18 protein-coding genes and 2 pseudogenes are annotated in these 17,062 nt (G+C 43.6%); 8 read left to right on the forward strand and 12 right to left on the reverse strand.

Annotation, left to right across the window (positions count from 1 at the left end; genetic code table 11):
• Together GGR07_RS11415 and GGR07_RS11420 are read left to right on the forward strand one after the other, a co-directional pair.
• The coding region (locus GGR07_RS11415) for an ABC transporter ATP-binding protein (RefSeq protein WP_183200508.1) at positions 1 to 993 on the forward strand (993 nt) is incomplete at its 5' end.
• A 3-nt stretch (positions 994 to 996) separates the two neighbouring features.
• Complete coding sequence (locus GGR07_RS11420) at positions 997 to 2,694, forward strand: ABC transporter ATP-binding protein (protein ID WP_122056638.1); 1,698 nt, start codon at positions 997 to 999, stop codon at positions 2,692 to 2,694.
• A gap of 176 nt (positions 2,695 to 2,870) precedes the next feature.
• On the opposite strand, the gene GGR07_RS11425 is transcribed toward GGR07_RS11420, so the two are convergent.
• Positions 2,871 to 4,073 (reverse strand): site-specific integrase, encoded by a 1,203-nt coding sequence (locus GGR07_RS11425; protein ID WP_021645719.1) that lies wholly within the window; start codon positions 4,071 to 4,073, stop codon positions 2,871 to 2,873.
• A 52-nt stretch (positions 4,074 to 4,125) separates the two neighbouring features.
• Complete coding sequence (locus GGR07_RS11430; RefSeq protein WP_021645718.1) at positions 4,126 to 5,355, reverse strand: site-specific integrase; 1,230 nt, start codon at positions 5,353 to 5,355, stop codon at positions 4,126 to 4,128.
• A 286-nt stretch (positions 5,356 to 5,641) separates the two neighbouring features.
• On the opposite strand from GGR07_RS11430, the pseudogene GGR07_RS11435 reads away from it, so the two are divergent.
• The 6 genes and pseudogenes from GGR07_RS11435 to GGR07_RS11460 form a co-directional block, all read left to right on the forward strand.
• Positions 5,642 to 5,854: pseudogene (locus tag GGR07_RS11435) on the forward strand (tyrosine-type recombinase/integrase); the annotation flags it as partial.
• 75 nt (positions 5,855 to 5,929) lie between these two features.
• Positions 5,930 to 6,472, forward strand: coding sequence for an ORF6N domain-containing protein (locus GGR07_RS11440; protein ID WP_005841798.1), 543 nt, complete (start codon positions 5,930 to 5,932; stop codon positions 6,470 to 6,472).
• 258 nt (positions 6,473 to 6,730) lie between these two features.
• Positions 6,731 to 7,183: a JAB domain-containing protein gene (locus GGR07_RS11445; protein WP_021645716.1), complete on the forward strand. Its 453-nt coding sequence runs from the start codon at positions 6,731 to 6,733 to the stop codon at positions 7,181 to 7,183.
• A 299-nt stretch (positions 7,184 to 7,482) separates the two neighbouring features.
• A complete protein-coding gene (locus GGR07_RS11450) occupies positions 7,483 to 8,016 on the forward strand; it encodes an antirestriction protein ArdA (RefSeq protein WP_021645714.1) in 534 nt (177 codons plus the stop codon).
• 43 nt (positions 8,017 to 8,059) lie between these two features.
• Positions 8,060 to 8,272: a hypothetical protein gene (locus tag GGR07_RS11455; RefSeq protein WP_021645713.1), complete on the forward strand. Its 213-nt coding sequence runs from the start codon at positions 8,060 to 8,062 to the stop codon at positions 8,270 to 8,272.
• Between the two features lie 24 nt (positions 8,273 to 8,296).
• A pseudogene (locus GGR07_RS11460) lies at positions 8,297 to 8,377 on the forward strand (DUF3873 family protein); the annotation flags it as partial.
• 134 nt (positions 8,378 to 8,511) lie between these two features.
• On the opposite strand, the gene GGR07_RS11465 reads toward GGR07_RS11460, so the two are convergent.
• From GGR07_RS11465 to GGR07_RS11510, 10 genes are all read right to left on the reverse strand, one after another.
• Positions 8,512 to 10,629, reverse strand: a complete 2,118-nt coding sequence (locus GGR07_RS11465) for a hypothetical protein (protein ID WP_021645712.1) — start codon at positions 10,627 to 10,629, stop codon at positions 8,512 to 8,514.
• Between the two features lie 102 nt (positions 10,630 to 10,731).
• A complete protein-coding gene (locus tag GGR07_RS11470; RefSeq protein WP_021645711.1) occupies positions 10,732 to 11,175 on the reverse strand; it encodes a DUF3872 domain-containing protein in 444 nt (147 codons plus the stop codon).
• 21 nt (positions 11,176 to 11,196) lie between these two features.
• Positions 11,197 to 11,775, reverse strand: a complete 579-nt coding sequence (locus GGR07_RS11475; protein ID WP_034543465.1) for a conjugal transfer protein TraO — start codon at positions 11,773 to 11,775, stop codon at positions 11,197 to 11,199.
• A 2-nt stretch (positions 11,776 to 11,777) separates the two neighbouring features.
• The gene (traN, locus tag GGR07_RS11480; RefSeq protein WP_021645709.1) at positions 11,778 to 12,686 is read right to left on the reverse strand and encodes a conjugative transposon protein TraN; all 909 of its coding nucleotides are present in this window, start codon (positions 12,684 to 12,686) and stop codon (positions 11,778 to 11,780) included.
• Positions 12,687 to 12,726: 40 nt separating this feature from the next.
• Positions 12,727 to 14,100, reverse strand: coding sequence for a conjugative transposon protein TraM (gene traM, locus GGR07_RS11485; protein ID WP_034543453.1), 1,374 nt, complete (start codon positions 14,098 to 14,100; stop codon positions 12,727 to 12,729).
• A complete protein-coding gene (locus GGR07_RS11490) occupies positions 14,075 to 14,380 on the reverse strand; it encodes a TraL conjugative transposon family protein (protein WP_021645707.1) in 306 nt (101 codons plus the stop codon). The genes traM and GGR07_RS11490 overlap by 26 nt, the downstream gene beginning before the upstream one ends.
• 3 nt (positions 14,381 to 14,383) lie before the next feature.
• A complete protein-coding gene (gene traK, locus GGR07_RS11495; RefSeq protein WP_021645706.1) occupies positions 14,384 to 15,007 on the reverse strand; it encodes a conjugative transposon protein TraK in 624 nt (207 codons plus the stop codon).
• A 12-nt stretch (positions 15,008 to 15,019) separates the two neighbouring features.
• The gene (gene traJ, locus GGR07_RS11500) at positions 15,020 to 16,045 is read right to left on the reverse strand and encodes a conjugative transposon protein TraJ (RefSeq protein WP_021645705.1); all 1,026 of its coding nucleotides are present in this window, start codon (positions 16,043 to 16,045) and stop codon (positions 15,020 to 15,022) included.
• An 18-nt stretch (positions 16,046 to 16,063) separates the two neighbouring features.
• Positions 16,064 to 16,693, reverse strand: coding sequence for a DUF4141 domain-containing protein (locus tag GGR07_RS11505; protein ID WP_021645704.1), 630 nt, complete (start codon positions 16,691 to 16,693; stop codon positions 16,064 to 16,066).
• Positions 16,694 to 16,697: 4 nt separating this feature from the next.
• Entirely contained in the window at positions 16,698 to 17,054 is a 357-nt protein-coding gene (locus tag GGR07_RS11510) for a DUF3876 domain-containing protein (protein ID WP_021645703.1), read from the reverse strand.
• Between the last annotated feature and the right edge of the window lie 8 nt (positions 17,055 to 17,062).

Raw genomic sequence — 17,062 nt, forward strand, 5'->3', positions numbered from 1 at the left:
GGCGGTATCGTGGTGATGACGCTTGTCGGCCTATGGCTGATGAGTTCGGGCGAACTGACCGTGGCACGTTTCATTCTTGCCTTGATATTGGGAGGGCTGTTCTCGTCCTCCTTTGCCAAGTTGGCTACGTTCCAGCATTTCAAAATTGTCTATGGGCAGTCGGTGGCGAAGGTTCAGTCGATTATCGAAGTACCTGCAAAGGATACGGCAGACAGGGATACGGATACCATGCAGACCGATGTCAGTTTCGAGCACGTGACATTTGCCTATCCGAACAAGCAGGACAGTGCTTTGTGTGATGTCTGTCTGCAATTTCCCAAGGGTAGCCATACGGCTATTGTGGGAGAATCAGGGTCAGGCAAAAGCACATTGGCAAGCCTGATGATAGGTTTCTGGCAGCCACAGGCGGGATCCGTTCGACTTGGCAGCGAGAACCTTGCGGAACTCTCCGAACGAAACATTGCCGATTTCTTTTCTATGGTGCAACAGGAGGTGTTCCTTTTCAATATGAGTATTCGGGACAATATCCGTATCGGCAAACCCTCCGCTACGCAAGAAGAGGTGGAAACGGCGGCACGAAGGGCACGCATACACGACTTTATTGTGGGACTCCCCAATGGTTACGATACCTTGGCAGGCGAAGCGGGTGTAAAATTCTCCGGTGGGGAGAAGCAGCGCATTTCCATTGCGCGTATGTTGCTCAAAGACTCGCCGATTGTCATTCTCGACGAAGCTACCGCAGCTTTGGATGGAGAGAACGAGAAACTCATTCAAGAGGCTTTGGATGAATTGCAGCGTAACAAGACCATCATCACCATCGCCCACCGTCTCAACACTATTCAGGATATGGAACGCATTGTCGTGATGGACAAGGGGCGTATCGTGGCGACGGGAACGCACGAAGAATTGATGGACAGTTGTCCCTTATACCGCAATATGACGGAAATGCAGGAACAAGTAAGTAAATGGCAACTGAAAGAAGAGGAGGTATAAATAATGGTACGCAATATATTGAACGAACTGACCGCCCGCGGAGTGCGGCATCTGATAATCTCCGCACTGTTTTTCGTGGTTTATGCCCTTTGTGGCACGGCGATTATGCTTACCGTCTTGTTCCTTATCGATCGCTATATATCGGGCGAAAGCGTTTCGCTCGTTTCAGCAACGTGGATACTCGGTGGTCTGCTGGTTTTGAAAACCATATCCAATGCCATAGCCGATATGAGCAAACACTTTGCCGGCTTCGATCTCGTGGAACGCATTCGTGAGAAAATCATCTTGAAACTGAAAATGTTCTCGCTCAGTTTCTACACCAATGAACGGCTGGGCGAGATAAGCACCGTCATTCACAAAGACGTGGATAATATGGAAATGGTTGTGGGGCACCTTTGGACACGGATGTCCGCCGACTTCATCGTGGCGCTGATACTCGGCATCGGGCTGTTCTGTGTGGACTGGCGCATGGGATTAGCGATGATTGCCATCCTTCCTATTGCCCTCTTCTCCTTGTATCGGGGCATCCGTTCGGGAATGAAAGCGCAACAGGAGGCACAAGACGGTCTGGCGGATATGGTCAGTCTCTTCGTTGAATACGTCAAGGGCATACCTGTGCTGAAAGTTTTCGGAGGAAAAGGAATGTTCCGTGACAGGCTCGACCGTTCTGTCAGCGAGTTCGGGGAGAGCAGCAAGAAGACCTCACGGTTGGCAGCTGCAAGCGTAGGCAGGTATGCCTTTCTCATTGAACTGGCTTTCGCTCTGATGGCAACGCTTGGTCTTTGGTGGACTTGGCGTGGAGAACTTTCCCTTTTCGCTTACCTGATGTTCGTCATCGTCTCGAAGGAGTTCTACAAACCTTTTGTCAATATGGAGAGTCATTGGCTGAACTACATCAAGGTAAAGGACAGCTACGAACGCATTTCCCGTCTGTTGGATGCTCCCGTGATCGTCGATCCCGACCAACCGAAAACGGCGGAACGCTTCGACCTCTCGTTTGATGGTGTCGGTTTCCACTATGAAAAAGAGGGGTTCGAGATGAAAGACCTCACGTTCAACGTACCCGAACGGACGGTAACGGCTCTTGTCGGCTCGTCAGGGTCGGGGAAAACCACCATTACCAATCTGTTGCTCCGCTTTTGGGAACCGCAGGCAGGCTGTATCCGTATCGGTGGAGTGGACATACGGGAAATAGACTACGATTATCTGCTCGGCAAAATCAGTGTGGTGATGCAGAATGTCATTCTCTTTTCCGACACCATTGCCAACAATATCAAGGTGGGCAACCGCAATGCCACACAGGGGGAAATCGAGGAAGCCGCACGTCGGGCGATGATACACGACTTCATCGTCAGTCTGCCCGATGGTTACGAAACGAAAATTGGGGAGAACGGTTTGGGACTCTCGGGTGGACAGAAGCAACGCCTCTCCATCGCTCGCGCCTTCCTCAAAGATGCTCCGATCCTCCTTTTAGACGAGATAACGAGCAATGTCGACCCCGTCAATGAGTACAAAATACAGCAAGCAATGTCTGTGCTTATCCGAAACCGCACGGTCTTGGTCATTGCCCACCATTTGCAGACCATCCGCAATGCCCACCAGATTATCGTCATGGACAAGGGACGGCTTATAGAAAAAGGCACACATACCAAACTCGAAGCCAAAGGAGGAATGTATTGCAAACTGCTGGCAATGCAGTAAGCTCGTAACAAGCAACAGGCAGTAAAAAATACTCTTTACTGCCTGCTTTTTCTTGTTCAAACGAATTGTCTTTAATTTACTCTCCGAAGCACCTAAGCTTTTGAACAAAAGCTTAGGTGTAATTGTCGGAAAGCTTAGGTGCTTTTCATCCTCTCCCTTTCTCTTTTCATAGTAATTCAATATTCATTGTTTTTTCTTCTTTCGATTAACCTGTCCATATCCTCTGCAATCTTCCTCTCGGAAATCTTCGCATAGGTCTGCGTGCTGGTGATGGAGGCATGTCCCATCATCTTGGCAATGCTCTCCGTACAAATTCCCTCGGAAATCAAAAACGATCCGAAGCTGTGCCGGGCTTGATGGTAGGAGAGGTTCTCCTTCCGCCCGATGATGACACCGAGCTCGTGTATTTCGAACCACATAGAGTCCCTGCTCGGCAACGGAAATACCGGCTGTGTGTCATCGGTCGTATTGTACAAATCAAGTATCTGCTCCGCTATCGGATGCAGGGGAATGAAGGACTCTACTTTCGTCTTCTTGCGATTGATGCGAATGTATCTCCTGTTGTCGGCAGTCCGCCCGATATGGTGCGGATAAAGCAGCCGGGTATCGACATAGGCAAGTCCCGTAAAGCAGGAGAAGATAAAAGCCCTGCGAGCCAATTCCTTCAAAGGGTCATTGGCGGGCAGTTTCAGTTCCAGCAGTTGTTTCAGTTCAGTCCTGCTGATATGCATCCGCTTGGAGGGTGGTTTCTTCTCATACTCCAACTCTTCCAGAGGATTGGCACGGATAATCCCATGGTCCACGGCAAGATACATCAGTCTGTTCAGCCAGCAGAGGCAATGGTTGGTCTGCGATGCCCCGAAGTTCTTGTACCGCTTCAAGTAGACCTTGTATTCCCGTCCGAATTCCTCGGTGATGTCCGAAAAGGTAATGTCCGTCTTGCCTTTCGAGTCCAAGAACTCACGGATATAGCTCTGATAATACCGAGAACTCCTGTAGGTCGAAGTGGAGTCGATTTCCTTGGAGCGGACGGCAAGGCGTTCCCGTTCCCTTTCTCCCATTTGGAGCAGATGGGTAGGAATGACCGCCTGACCTGCTATCCTGTTTTTCAATAGTTCGGCACTGACCACACCCTGCTCTTTGAGCATTTCATCATAGAGCCGCTCCGCATACTTTCGAAACTCTTTCAGGCGGTTGTTCGTCCGCACGTCCGCGGTCTCTGCTTTTTTTGCATTCCATTGTTTGGGATTGCAAGTAATACCCGTGGTTATCGTCGTGCTTTTCCCGTCGATGGAGATTCGGCAAAGTACGGCGGTCGTACCGTCCGTACGGACTTTGCTTCGATTGATGTATAACAATAAAGAGAATGTACTGCGCATGATTGTTTCATTGTTTGTTGATTTTCACTCTGATTTCTATATGTCTGTGTGTTTATAATACAAGTTTGAGGTCTTTTGTCGCCTCGATATATTTGTCCATATCCTCGAAGAGTTTCTTGGGCGTAACCTTCGCATAGACCTGCGTAGTTTGCAGGTTCGAATGCCCTAGCATCTTGCAGATGGTCTCGATGGGAACACCGGCTTCCAAGGTAATCAGCGATGCAAATGAGTGTCTGCCGGCATGGTAGGTCAGGTCTTCCCTGATGTCGGCAAGGATAGCCAGACATTTCATGAGGCGACGCATATTGGAATAGTGCAGCATCGGAAAGAGTGTAGGACGGTTGTCGTCCCGGTACTTCTCTATCAAAGTAAGGGCTTCGGGCAGCAGCTTGACACAGGCACGAAGCTCGTTTTTCTTGCGGCGGTATTTGAGCCACAGCCCGCCGCTGTCATCCGTGAACAGATTATCGCGCGTGACGGAAACGGCATCGGCATAAGCCGTTCCAGTATAGCAGGCAAAGAGGAAGAGGTCTCTTGCCAAGATGTGGGAGGCGCGATATTCGGGAATGACCAAGTCACGGATTCTCTCGAAGGATTCCCGGCTTAGGGCTTTCGGCGTTTTTTCCTTTGGTTGGGGAAGGCTGAAATGGGCGAAGAAGCATCTGTCGGCATGTCCCTCTTTGTAGGCTTTTCGGCATACTTTCTTGACGATAGCCAGATAGTGTCGGCAGGTATCTATGGCAAATCCTTTCTCATCCAAAATGAAACTCTGGTAATCATGGATAAACTGCTCCGTCATCTGACCGAAAGCAACGTCTTTGGTACGAAACTCTTTTTCGATGAACTCCGCCAAGGTTCTCCGGGTATAGAAATAGGCAGGGTAAGTTCCCTTTGCACGGTCTATCCCGATACGCTTTCTCAATTCCTCACAGACGATGTCCGTCATTCCCAACAGGGTCATCTGCGTTTCAAGGCTTCCTTGAAACAGGTTTTTGACGGCTTCCGCATCGAAGTCTGCTTTTCTTTCCGCAAGCGTGTCGAATGCCGTATGGATGGAGAGCATCAGCTTGTCCAGCTTCGCATTGGTCTCTACGGCTTCATGGCTCTTGCCTTTCAGACGGCTTTCACGTGGATTCCATAAGTCGGGAGTACATGAAATTTTGCAACTGAACTGCACCATTGAACGATTGACGGTGATACGTCCCATGATGGGGGCTTTGCCCGACCTGTCGGGTCTGCTCTTTTTGAGGTAGAGCAACACCTTGAATTTTTCTGTTTTCATACACTTTAATTTTATGGGCAAAATTACCCGTTGTTAAAGCGTTCTTTGATAAGCAAAACGTTGTAGAACAGAGAGATAGAACCAACTCCAGAAAAATCTTTCCTTTTTTCCGTTACCTCACCACACTAGGGAAACCAACGGATAACGGTTTGGTAACCGAAAGGATTCAATATTCCGTGTTGAACTGCTTTCCTATCATACTCGCAGAATATAGAAAATCGACTAATTCACAACACGTTATCGGTTTATTCTCTACATTCTTCCAAATTCTCAAATGGTAGGTATTTTCCATCTTGCGAGGCACACATTTGCCACGACAACCACACTTGCCAAAGGTGTGCCCATTGAAACAGTCAGCAAGATGTTGGGACACACCAATATAGAAACGACACAGATATACGCCCGCATTACCAATAACAAAATCAGTAACGATATGCAGGGGCTTGACAAGAAGTTTGTCGGCATTGAAAAAATCTACAAAGAAGTATCAATGAAATAGTTGTATAGGGGATTTATCGCAATTAGTGATAAGTCCCTTTATGCTTTTAATTATTCACCATTAAATAGTAACATTATGGACTTACAAATCATTCAGAGCAAGATTTATGAAATCAGGGGTTGCCGGGTTATGCTCGATAGTGACCTTGCGGCACTTTATCAGGTGGAAACAAAAGCCTTGAAACAGGCTGTCAAACGTAATATTGAACGTTTTCCAAGTGATTTTATGTTTGAACTGACAAAGGAAGAAGTGGAATGTTTAAGGTCACAAATTGTGACCTTAAAGAATAATCCCGATGAAACGGAAGAAGAAACCAGTTCAAAACGTGGTAAACATACTAAATATTTGCCCTATGTTTTCACGCAAGAGGGGGTAGCCGCCCTGTCCGGTGTGCTACGCAGCCCTATTGCCATACAGGTGAATATTTCCATCATGCGGGCATTTGTAGCCTTACGTCAAATGATAACAGGTTATCAGGAACTACTAAAGCGTATTGAAGAACTGGAAGAAAGCACGGATGCACAATTCAGCGAGGTGTACCAAGCACTTACCCAGTTATTAAGCAAGCCCGAACCGAAGCCACGAAAACCGATAGGATATAGAACTTATGATGAATAACGGTTTAAGGTATTCTGTTGTCTAAGGGGTGTCACCAATGATACCCCTTTTTCAGTTCCCTAAAGTAATGTATCTCAATCACAAATTTTAGCAAAGTTACAGCCCGGTGGGGACAAATACCAAATCCGAGCCGTTCCGGTTTTCTAAAAAATCTCCACACCTACGGGTCGTATTTTTTGAAAAGATTTGGTTGAAGTCCCCGCCAAACTGTGGATGTCCGGCAAAATTTCTTATTGTTTAATTTAAAATTCAAGCGTTATGAAAACAATCGAATTTACCATGCCGGAAATCACTATCTCTTATAAGGACAATGTAAAAGCATCCGAAAGAATAAAAATCCTCTCTTCTGAAACTTCTTATTCCTACCTGAAACCGTTCTATGTAGAATGTATGGAACACCACGAAGAAAGCTATGTAATGTTCCTCAATCGGGCTAACAAGGCTTTAGGTGTTTCCCTTATCTCTAAAGGCGGTATGGCTGAAACAGTAATGGACGTGAAAATCATCCTGCAAACCGCCTTAAAAGTCCATGCTTCGGGCATAATCCTCTCACATAACCACCCATCGGGCAACCTACGTCCGAGTGAACCGGACAAACAAATTACCTCAAAAATAAAAGAAGCCTGCAAGGTCTTGGATTTACACCTGTTAGACCATATCATCCTGACAGAAGAAAGCTATTACAGTTTTGCAGACGAGGGGCTTATCTAAGCCCTTTTTTTTGCTCTCTCATTACTCATTCAAAAAGCCTAATGGCTTTTGTTTCTATCCTCTCAAACAAGAGAAAAATTTCTCCTTAAAACTGATTGGAACATTGTCAAAGGTATATCCGTGCATGTTACTGTTTAAATTATTTTTTAGAAATCTCCACACCTGCGGGTAGTATTTCATAAATAATAATTTGCCCTGTACCATTCCCGAACCTTTGAAAAGACAATGTCCCCATTCAGTTAAAGGAAAAATTTATGTGGTGGGCGACAAGCGATGTAAACAATTAAAATTCAAAAGTCATGGAAGCAGTAATATTATCAGAAGCAAGAGTTTATGTAGGTACTTACAACAAGTATAACAACGGTTCACTTTTCGGCAAGTGGTTAGACCTGTCGGAGTATTCGGATAAGGACGAGTTTTTGGAAGCGTGCTGGGAACTTCACAAGGACGAGCAAGACCCGGAATATATGTTTCAGGATTACGAGAATGTACCCGACAGCCTGATTTCCGAAAGCTGGTTATCTGAAAAGTTCTTTGAACTCCGGGATGCCATCGAGAAACTAAGCGAAACCCAGCAGGAAGCGTTTTTCGTATGGTGCGACCACCACAACAGCGATATAAGCGAGGAAGATGCGGACGACCTTGTTTCTTCCTTTGAGGACGAATATCAGGGAGAATATAAAGACGAGGAAGATTACGCCTATGAAATCGTAGAGGAATGTTACGAACTGCCGGAGTTCGCAAAGACCTACTTTGATTATTCGGCTTTTGCCCGTGACCTGTTTATGACTGATTACTGGATGGATAACGGTTTTGTTTTCCGTTGCGCCTGATTACTAACCGGGTGGAGCAATCCACCCGCAACACATTAAAACAATGAAAGTATATAATAACATAAAGACTTTTTTACGGTGGGCTGTATTGGCTTTTATCATCTATCAGGCAGCCACCAGTACCGCCGAAATGTGGATAGCTTTAATCATAGGATTTATTATTATCCGGCTTGTAATCCGGTTGTTTATCTCCGCCGTTTACCTGTTTTGTATGGCGATTATTTTCATTGTGTTGCTTTCGCTTTTAATTATCTGATAACTTAATATAAATTATTACATCATGGACAGTTTAAACAAAAACGGGGTAAGAATTACCCAAACACCGGGAGAAGAAAAATATGTAAAATGCTGTTTAAGCGCATTAGGAAGTGTATCTGTTATACTTAATTAATGTATAGTGGAGATTAAGACTAAAAAACTATTAGTATATGTAATTTTAAATATATTAAAGCTGAATGAATATAGAAATTGCATTCAGCTTTAATATATTTGAAATTATATTTCGTCTACTGCTTTTTTTAATACCATAATAGGCACTTTAGTCATATGATTATAGGATAAAATAGCATCATGAATAATTCTTCTGTTTATATATACGCGTTTGCTTTTACTAAAAATGTAATTTATGCTGGTTAAAATTTTATCGTGTTTTATAAAAGAACGAATAAAAGGAACTAAAAATAGAATAGCACTAAATGTAATTGACAATATTAAAATATTAGGTATTATATCTTTAAAATATGTTTGGGTTATTTGCGTTGCAAAGGCAATTGCTATGAATATCAAATACCATAGTATGTTTTTGTATGATTCTTTTAAATAAGATTTCAATTTACAATCTACATATTTTTTTCTATTAATCTGATACTCTTTTCTCTTTTTAAAGAATGTATCTTTAATTTTATCATTTTCAATTATTAATATTCTTTGTTCATATTCTTTTAATTTTATGTTTTGCAATTCTACTGTTTGTTCCTTTTGCTGATACTTAATATTCACTTTTGAAAGTTCTTTTTTCAGATTTTCATTTTCTTCTTTCTGCTTTTGTGTTTGTATTTTGAATAGTTCTTGTTCTTGTACATATTTTTCTATGTTGTTTTCTGATATAGTATCTAATATATCACTTAAATCATCAGCTTTTATGTCTTCTGGCTTTTTGCTTTCTCTTCTTAACTCCACAATGGTTGCCAATGCTTGTTTTTCGTTAAGTTCTCCTTTCTTTAATTTTTCTTGTAAAGAATCATATTTATATGATATTGAATCATTAACTTGTGTTGATAAAACAATTTGCGCTTTTGTTATTATATCAAATGTTTTAGGATAGTTATTTTTACCAAATCCTTTTCCTAATTTAAACCAAAGTTTATTAGTTAGGAAAGTTAAAGTAGTAGCAAGAGGAACATTCCCATTTGGTTTTATTAAATCATGCCACGCCAATTGAATTGTAGTGGCATTCCCGGACAAAAGAATATAGCCAATGTTCTCAAAATTTCTATCAGAAGCACCTTGTCTGAGTATATTTACATAATTCAAAAATTTAAGATTTTCCCTTATATCGTAATCTGTGACAATAGAAGACTGTAAGCTTTCTATTATAGATTGGTCTTCTATGTTGAATTTGTGGTTTTTAGCAGAATAATATTCCGTATATGTATCTTCTGTTATTCCATTGGTTTTTAATAAATCATAGAAAAGTGCTTTTTTTTCGATTATATCGCTGGGAGTTTTACATCCATTAACAATAGAAGCCATTGCTGTTTTGGATGGATTTAAAGTATCTTCTCCGTTAATAATAAATTCTGCTTTTTTGAAAAAACGTTCTATTTCATTTTTTACTTCTGAAAAATATTTTAGATGTATTTTCTTCTTGCCGTTCTTGTTGATGCTTTGAGAATTGATTTCTTTTACAAATGTGAAAAAATCATTGAATAATATTTTAAATAGCTCTCCATTGTAACCAGCGAAATGAAATAAAATTTCTGTTTCTATAAAAATTGTTATTTGAGTATTCCAAGTACCTAAATCATTTAAATTGGAATTATATTTTAATCCAGTGTATAGAACTACACCTTCTTTTATAGTATCTAATTGTGCTAGTAATGTATCTTCTGATTTACACTGAACAATAAAAGCACCTATATATTCAGAATATTCTTGTACTGTTGATTCATCAAGCATGAAAGAGCATAAAGACTTCACTATAATTTCTTTTTCAGCTTCCGATAATGTGACTTTTTTTTGGCTTTCTATATATATGAATAAACGATTAACAACATTATTATTGCTGTTGTAAATTTTATTCTGCTTTTCTTGAAATTCCTTATTCCTTATTTGGTCTATAGGTTTATTTACAGAATATACTCCATTACTCTTGGATAGAAAGGGTAATCGGGATAATGAAGTTTTTACCACTGCTTCAGGAATCTTAAAATCATAACTTTCATTTAGTAGTAGTGTTATTTCTGTAAGTCCAAATTGATATTTATTTTCTGAGGATATGATTTCTTTTAGAAATTCGGAAATTACTCCATACACGTCTTTCTGATTATCATATAGTTCTCTAAAAACCGCCAAAGAAGCTAAACATTTACTATTTTCTAGTGTATTTTCCATAATTCTACAACAATATTTTATTATAACGCCAAATTTACAAAAAATATATTAGTTAGTGCTTAAAGCGAATTTATTTATATTCGCTTTAAGCCTAATCTGGTTTTAGTATTCTTCTTTAGAACTGTCATTATTGAAACTAAACGTCAGCTGTTGTACTGTCCCGAAGCTATCCTGAAAATACACATCTACCGTTTGTTGGTCGGTTGATGCAGAGGTATAGTAAAGCTGGAATGTTTCACCCGGAAGCGGGTACAGGTCATTCGACAGTAGAACCGTCCCATCGGACATTTTCAGCGTTCCCGCCCCGTCCGGCTGGAAATAGCGGATGAAATACTTTGTTTCCTCATACCGCCCGTCCCGGTGAAGCTGACACCTGATTTCGGCGGTTTCACCCACCTTTAATTTCTTCGGTACAGGCATCGTTTCAATACTGAACGGGTAAGACTGCTGTATATCTACATCGTCATTACACGCACCCACAAATAAGATGGCGGCCATTACATAGCAGCCCATCAAAATACGGCTTAAAATCTTTCTCATATACATTATATATAATGGGTTAGTTTATCACATGATTATCTTTAGACCGATACCGAACTGTGTATGGAACTTTCCAACGGAAGAACCGAACAGGCATCTTTCTCGTGCGTTAATCAGGAACACCACCCGGTCGGTAATATAACTTTCCAGTTCCAGGGTCAGCGCACCACCATAGACAAAACCGTCCTTATCGGTTAGGGTCGAGCCATCGGGCAGCAGCTTGTCACCCCAGTTACTTGTTTCGTACCCGACAAGGGCAGACAATCCCAGCGAGAGGAAAAAGGTTTTTTTCCGGTCTGAAAGGAAGTTCATATAGTAACCGCCCTCACCTGTGAACTGGCTTACGGGTATCTGTAAATCCTTATAGGGGTAATGCTTTTCGAGGTATTCCCCGCCGATAACCCACTTATTCCCATTTTTGGTATAGGTACTCATGGCAGCCCCGAAGTAATAAGCGAAATTGCTTTTACTGTTCCAGTGAACACCGTCCGCCATGCCGCCCGTAACCTGCAAACCTTTCATTCCCGGCAGACATCTTTGTGCGTGTGCCTGGTTAAAAGTCAGACACAGCGCAAAAAGGGATATAATACAACATATCCTTTTCATGTTCATTTGATTTTAAGTTCGTTAATTACTTTAGCTGCCACTATATCCGAATTTTTCACCCGGATAGTTTGGTGTCTGCCCCCGTTCTTTTCCACCAGTTCAATGACTAATATCTTATCGTCAGGGATAGTGAACTGTGGAACGGTGTACACGGTACGGACGGTACTCTTGCCACCGATAACCAGTATTTCGTTATAACTCCGTACCGGGTCGATAACGGTTTCCTGAATAGCCGTCCTTTTGGCTACTTTCTTATCCACAATCTTGAATCGGATAAAATCGGTATCAAACGGTACGTTTGAACTGTTCTTTGTTTGCGTATGAAAATAGAACAGCCCGTTATGCGAATAAATGCCCTTTACCAAGAACTGCACCCCGAAACGCTTGCATCCCAAATGCTTTATTTCCCGGTCATTGTTCTTGTAGATGGACTGCATAATCAGCCTTACCAAAAGCGGGCTTTCGTTACCCAGTTCACGGAAATAGATGTTCATCCGGGTATGACTGAAATCCGTTGTGTCCTCATTCTCCAAGAAGTCTTTCATTTCGATGTTTAGCATTTCCGGTTCATGTGCGTATTTTGCATTGAAACTGTAAAAGCTACCATCCTCACAGATAACGGAAAAATTGGTTTCACCGGGAAAGCCCTCTGTTGTGGCTTTCACCCTGACAACATTTTCCGCCCCGTCCGCTTTTCCGGCAATAATGTAGTTACTGCCTAAATCCACGTACTTCACGGCAGACGGGAAAATGATATGTACCGTTTTTGCAAACGTCACCTGTACGCCGTAAGGTGTTACCATTTGGCGGTAAGGCAGCTTTTTAGTGATGCCCTGATACAAATCGTTACTTTGTGCTTTCATTGAAACCACGCCCATGATAAGAGCGAATAAAATCATTAACTTTTTCATTTTGGATTGAAATTTTTATGGTTGATAATTGATAAATTGATTATTGCTGTTTGGCGTAAAGCATCACCTGATAGTTTGCTTTCAGGTGTATTTTTACCGTTCTGAATTTCTTGGCGAGGTATTGCGACCCGCCCTGCATCAAGCCCCTTGTAATATCCATTGCGACCTGCTGCCCGGCACTTTGCGCAAAAGAAATGCTTGTTCCCAGCCCAGCACCAATGTTCGCCATCGCTTCTTTGGCTGCTTCCTGTTCCAGTGACGAGGGAACGGAAAGCCCCTTTTGCCCGTCACTGTCATAAACGGCAAGTTCCACCGGAATAATGTTACCCGCATATTCAAGCGAGGACACCAGTATGTCGAGCCGTTCCCCCTGAACTTTGGCACTTCCCGATACAAGGCTGTTTTTCGGGACAATGACGTTTCCCGCTTGCAGTGGTTCTAACAGCCGGAGCTTGACGGTCTGCCCGTCCATAAGTGTTTGGTCGTTATGCACACACGCCCGGATAGTGTTCTTTCCCATCGAATAGCTACTGCCGACCGCCGTATTAAACCCGTAATTGCGTGGCTTGCTGTATTCGGCGATAAATTCGACATTGCTCATAGGCTGCTGCAATCCTGAAACCGTCCTGTCCGATACCGATTTTACAGGTGTGGCGTTTCCACTTCCCTGAACGGGTGCGGATGGCGAAACCTGTGCAATCTGTCCCGGCTGTGAACTTTGCCCGTTCTGTCCGTTCGTGTATTTTGCCGCCAGTTCGTAGGACTTTTCCATAAGAGCCACCTGTTCATCCATGCTGCCCGCACCGTTTTCTTTCGCATCGAGCCGGGCAGTCAGTTCTTCCACCTGCCGTTTAAGTTCCTCTTTCTCCTTGTCCTCTTTCGGTGTTTCGTAGAAACTGCCTAACTGACGGTTCATGTCCCGGTAAGCCACCGCCGAAGATTGGATAGAGGAACGGCTATTGTTCGACGCACCCGCCCCGAAGTCAATCACGGCGTTTTTCGGCTTTTCCGCCGGAGCATCATCTATCAGGGTCAAATCTTCCCCGTTTTCCTCTCCGAGCGAAAAGGCAAAATCCTGTAAGGAGCGCATCTTGTCCGCCTGTTTGTTCTCTATTTGTTCCTGTTCGTAGGCGGTCTTTTTATCGCTGATTATCCCGTCCCCTTTGGGCTGCGGAATATCGGCGTTAAATCCGCCCACGCTTTCCACCTTTGCTTCGTCTTTATCGGACGGTGCAAAAATCAGGTACATAGACCCTAAGAAAACCAGTCCCATAAGCGGGTAAACCAACATCTTCTTTCGTTGCTGTATCTGCTGCGGGGTCAGTTCCTTTTTTTCCTTTCCCTGTTTTTCAGGTTCTTTTCCCGTTGCCGTTTCCGGTGCGGGAACTTCATTCTTCACTTCTTTTTCTTTCATTGTCTGACTGATTAAAAATGTTCGTACTGTCTTTACTTTGTAGCTGCAACTGCCTGATGTGCTCTATTCGTATGGTTTCGCCATCCTCTTTGCCTATCCGGTAAATGGATGATACCGTAAAGTAGATGGATAGCCCGCTGAAGAACAGGAACATAAGCAGTATTACCGCCAACCTTATTTCCGGTGTCATGCGCCCGCACAGGTGGCGGAGTTTTTCATCCGCCCAATCTTGTATACAGGTAATTACCTGATTAACCGGAGAGAGAATTTTCCGTATCATGGCTTACCGCTTTATGGTGTTCAAATCCTTATTCTCCGTTATCTCGAAACTTTCCATGATAAAGCCGTGCGGGTTGTTGTCACTCCTTACGGCGTTCAGCAACCGGCAACGGGTAACAAGGCTTCTTTCAGTTACACTACTTTCACGGATAATCATTTGGCGGGCATAGGTAGCCACCGCATACGGGTACACATCGAAGTTGCAAGAAACACTGTCTATCCGTATGGTCTGGCTGATGTTACCGGAGATTATACGATTGTAATATCCCTTTTCCGAGAGGTCACGGTAATAATTGAATGCGCTCTTATCGGCGAGGAACAGCGACCGTTTGATATTACTTTCGATAGCGTTCTTATCCGGTGAGAGTGTGAAAAAGAGTTCGTGGAAACGCTTCACGTGTTCCCTCGCTTCGACCGGACGGTTTTGTGTCAGGTCTTGCGAAAGCGCAAGCATCAACGATTTGCCGCCGTCCAGTATATAAATCTTTTGCCGTTGCGCTTCTGCAAACGTATAGGAGTTCCAAACGGCATAACCTGTTATCAGGGTACACATCACGACAAATACAATACCGAAAAGACGTATCTGTCTGAAACTGGTTTCAATGTTCTTTAAACTTTTAAATTCCATCTTGATTTTTAATTATTGATTACTTTTGATTAGTTTACCGCCAACTCTGCCGCCAGCGTTTCCGGTTGCTGCCCCGGCAACCGCCCCGACACCGCTACCCGTTTTATTAGCCGCACTGTTTATGTTCCGGCTCATGTTACCCATTCCGCCCGCCTGAATAATCCAGTTTGAAACGGTGGGAATAGTGAAGTAACCGATGATACCGATTATCATAAAAATTATGTACACACTGTTACTTCCGTCCGGTATGAAATTGGGGTCTGATAGTTCCTGAATATCCTTTTGGAGCATAAGCACCTGTATTCGGGCAAGAATGGAACTGAACAGGTCTGAAACGGGCAGCCACAGGTAAACGGAAATGTACCTTGTTATCCATTGGGTCAGTGTCGCCTGAAAGCCATCGTACACGCTGATGGCAAAGGCTATCGGACCCAATATCGCCAGTACGATAAGGAAAAAGGTTCGGATAGTGTCTATCACAAGGGCTGCCGATTGAAAGAGCAGTTCCAATAATTCCCTGAACCAGTTCCGGACGGACTGCTTGATATTGTGGGCTGCCCTATCCATGTACATACCGCCCATTGTGGCAATATCTTTGGCAGACCACCCCAGTTCGTCTATCTGCTTGTCAAACGCTTCATCCGAAACAAGGTAAGCCGTTTCCGGGTTGCGTACCATCGCTTCATATTCCAGCTTGTCCTTTTGCGCCCGGTAAGCGTTCATATCGAAAGTCTGCGTTTCGAGCATATTGTTACACCCCTTGACTACGGGTGACATCACGCTGTTAATCGTACCCAGTACGAATGTGGGGAAGAACATAATACAGAAGCCAATCACAAAAGGACGCAAAAGCGGGTAAACGTCTATCGGTTCGGCACTGGCGAGCGACTGCCATACTTTGGCAGCCACATAGAACAAAGCTCCCAGTCCCGCTATTCCTTTGGCTACCCCCGCCATGTTCCCGCATAACGGCATCATGTCTGTGTACAGACTTCGTAAAATTTGATGCAGGTTATCAAATTCGATAGCTAATAACATACTACTTATTTTTAGAAGTTACCAGTAACGTTCATCCGCCGAGCCGTACAAAGCCATTACCCGGTCGGTGTCCTTTTTCTTTTTCGCCCGCAGGTAGGAAACGGAAATATTCTTGCGGGTATAATAACTCACCAAGTCCCGATAGTTCCTGATGGCGTTATACGTCCGGTCGATTACGTCCATCCGTTCCTTGTCCGACATGGAAAGCCCGTTGATGTTCACCACGCTTTTCATTTCTTCCAGCACATCGGAACTTTCCTGCAACAGTTGGGTATAGCCGTAGGCAATCGCCGAAAGTTCGTCCGGTGTATAGTTTTCATCCGAAAGCATCTTCTGAAAACTGTTCACATATATATCTGAAATCTCCCCGATAAGCAGGATGGACTTTTGTACTTTCCGGGCATCTTTGACAAGGTTATGCACTGATTTAAGCCTGTCATAGTATTCCTTACCTTGTTGGTAAATCTTTACCGTTTCCTGAAAATTCTTTATCATATTCTGTGCGGTGGATGATGTCTGCACGATATTCTTTGACGCATTGATAATCCCTTGCGCCAAATTGCCGGGGTCACTCACCACCCACTGTGCGCTTACCTTTCCGGTAAACAGGCTGCATACTACGAGCAGCATTATAATCTTTGTTCTCATACGCTTATTTCTTTATTGGTTGTTTACTCCGTTTGTATTCTCCACCGGGTGAAAGAAGAATCCGGTCGTTCTCTTTGTCGTAGGTCAGCAAGACGGAAAGCCCCGTTTCGATGAACAGGTTTCCGTCCTGTTCTGAAATCTGATAGGTTTCCGTTTGGATAGTTCCCCGGTAGGTCTTTCGATAGGTTGTTACCCTGTATTGCCCGTTTTCTTCAAAAAGGGTAAACGCCGGACGGTTCTTTATGCTTTCCCAGTCGCCACGCATTGCCCTAAGACGGTCGGCGTTCGTTTCCTTACAGGAGGAGAGCCCCAGTAACAAGGTGCATAGCAGCACCGGAAACAAGAATTTTAAATGTTTCATACTGATTG

The organism is Bacteroides pyogenes, from assembly GCF_014196225.1.
Lineage (GTDB): Bacteria > Bacteroidota > Bacteroidia > Bacteroidales > Bacteroidaceae > Bacteroides > Bacteroides pyogenes_A.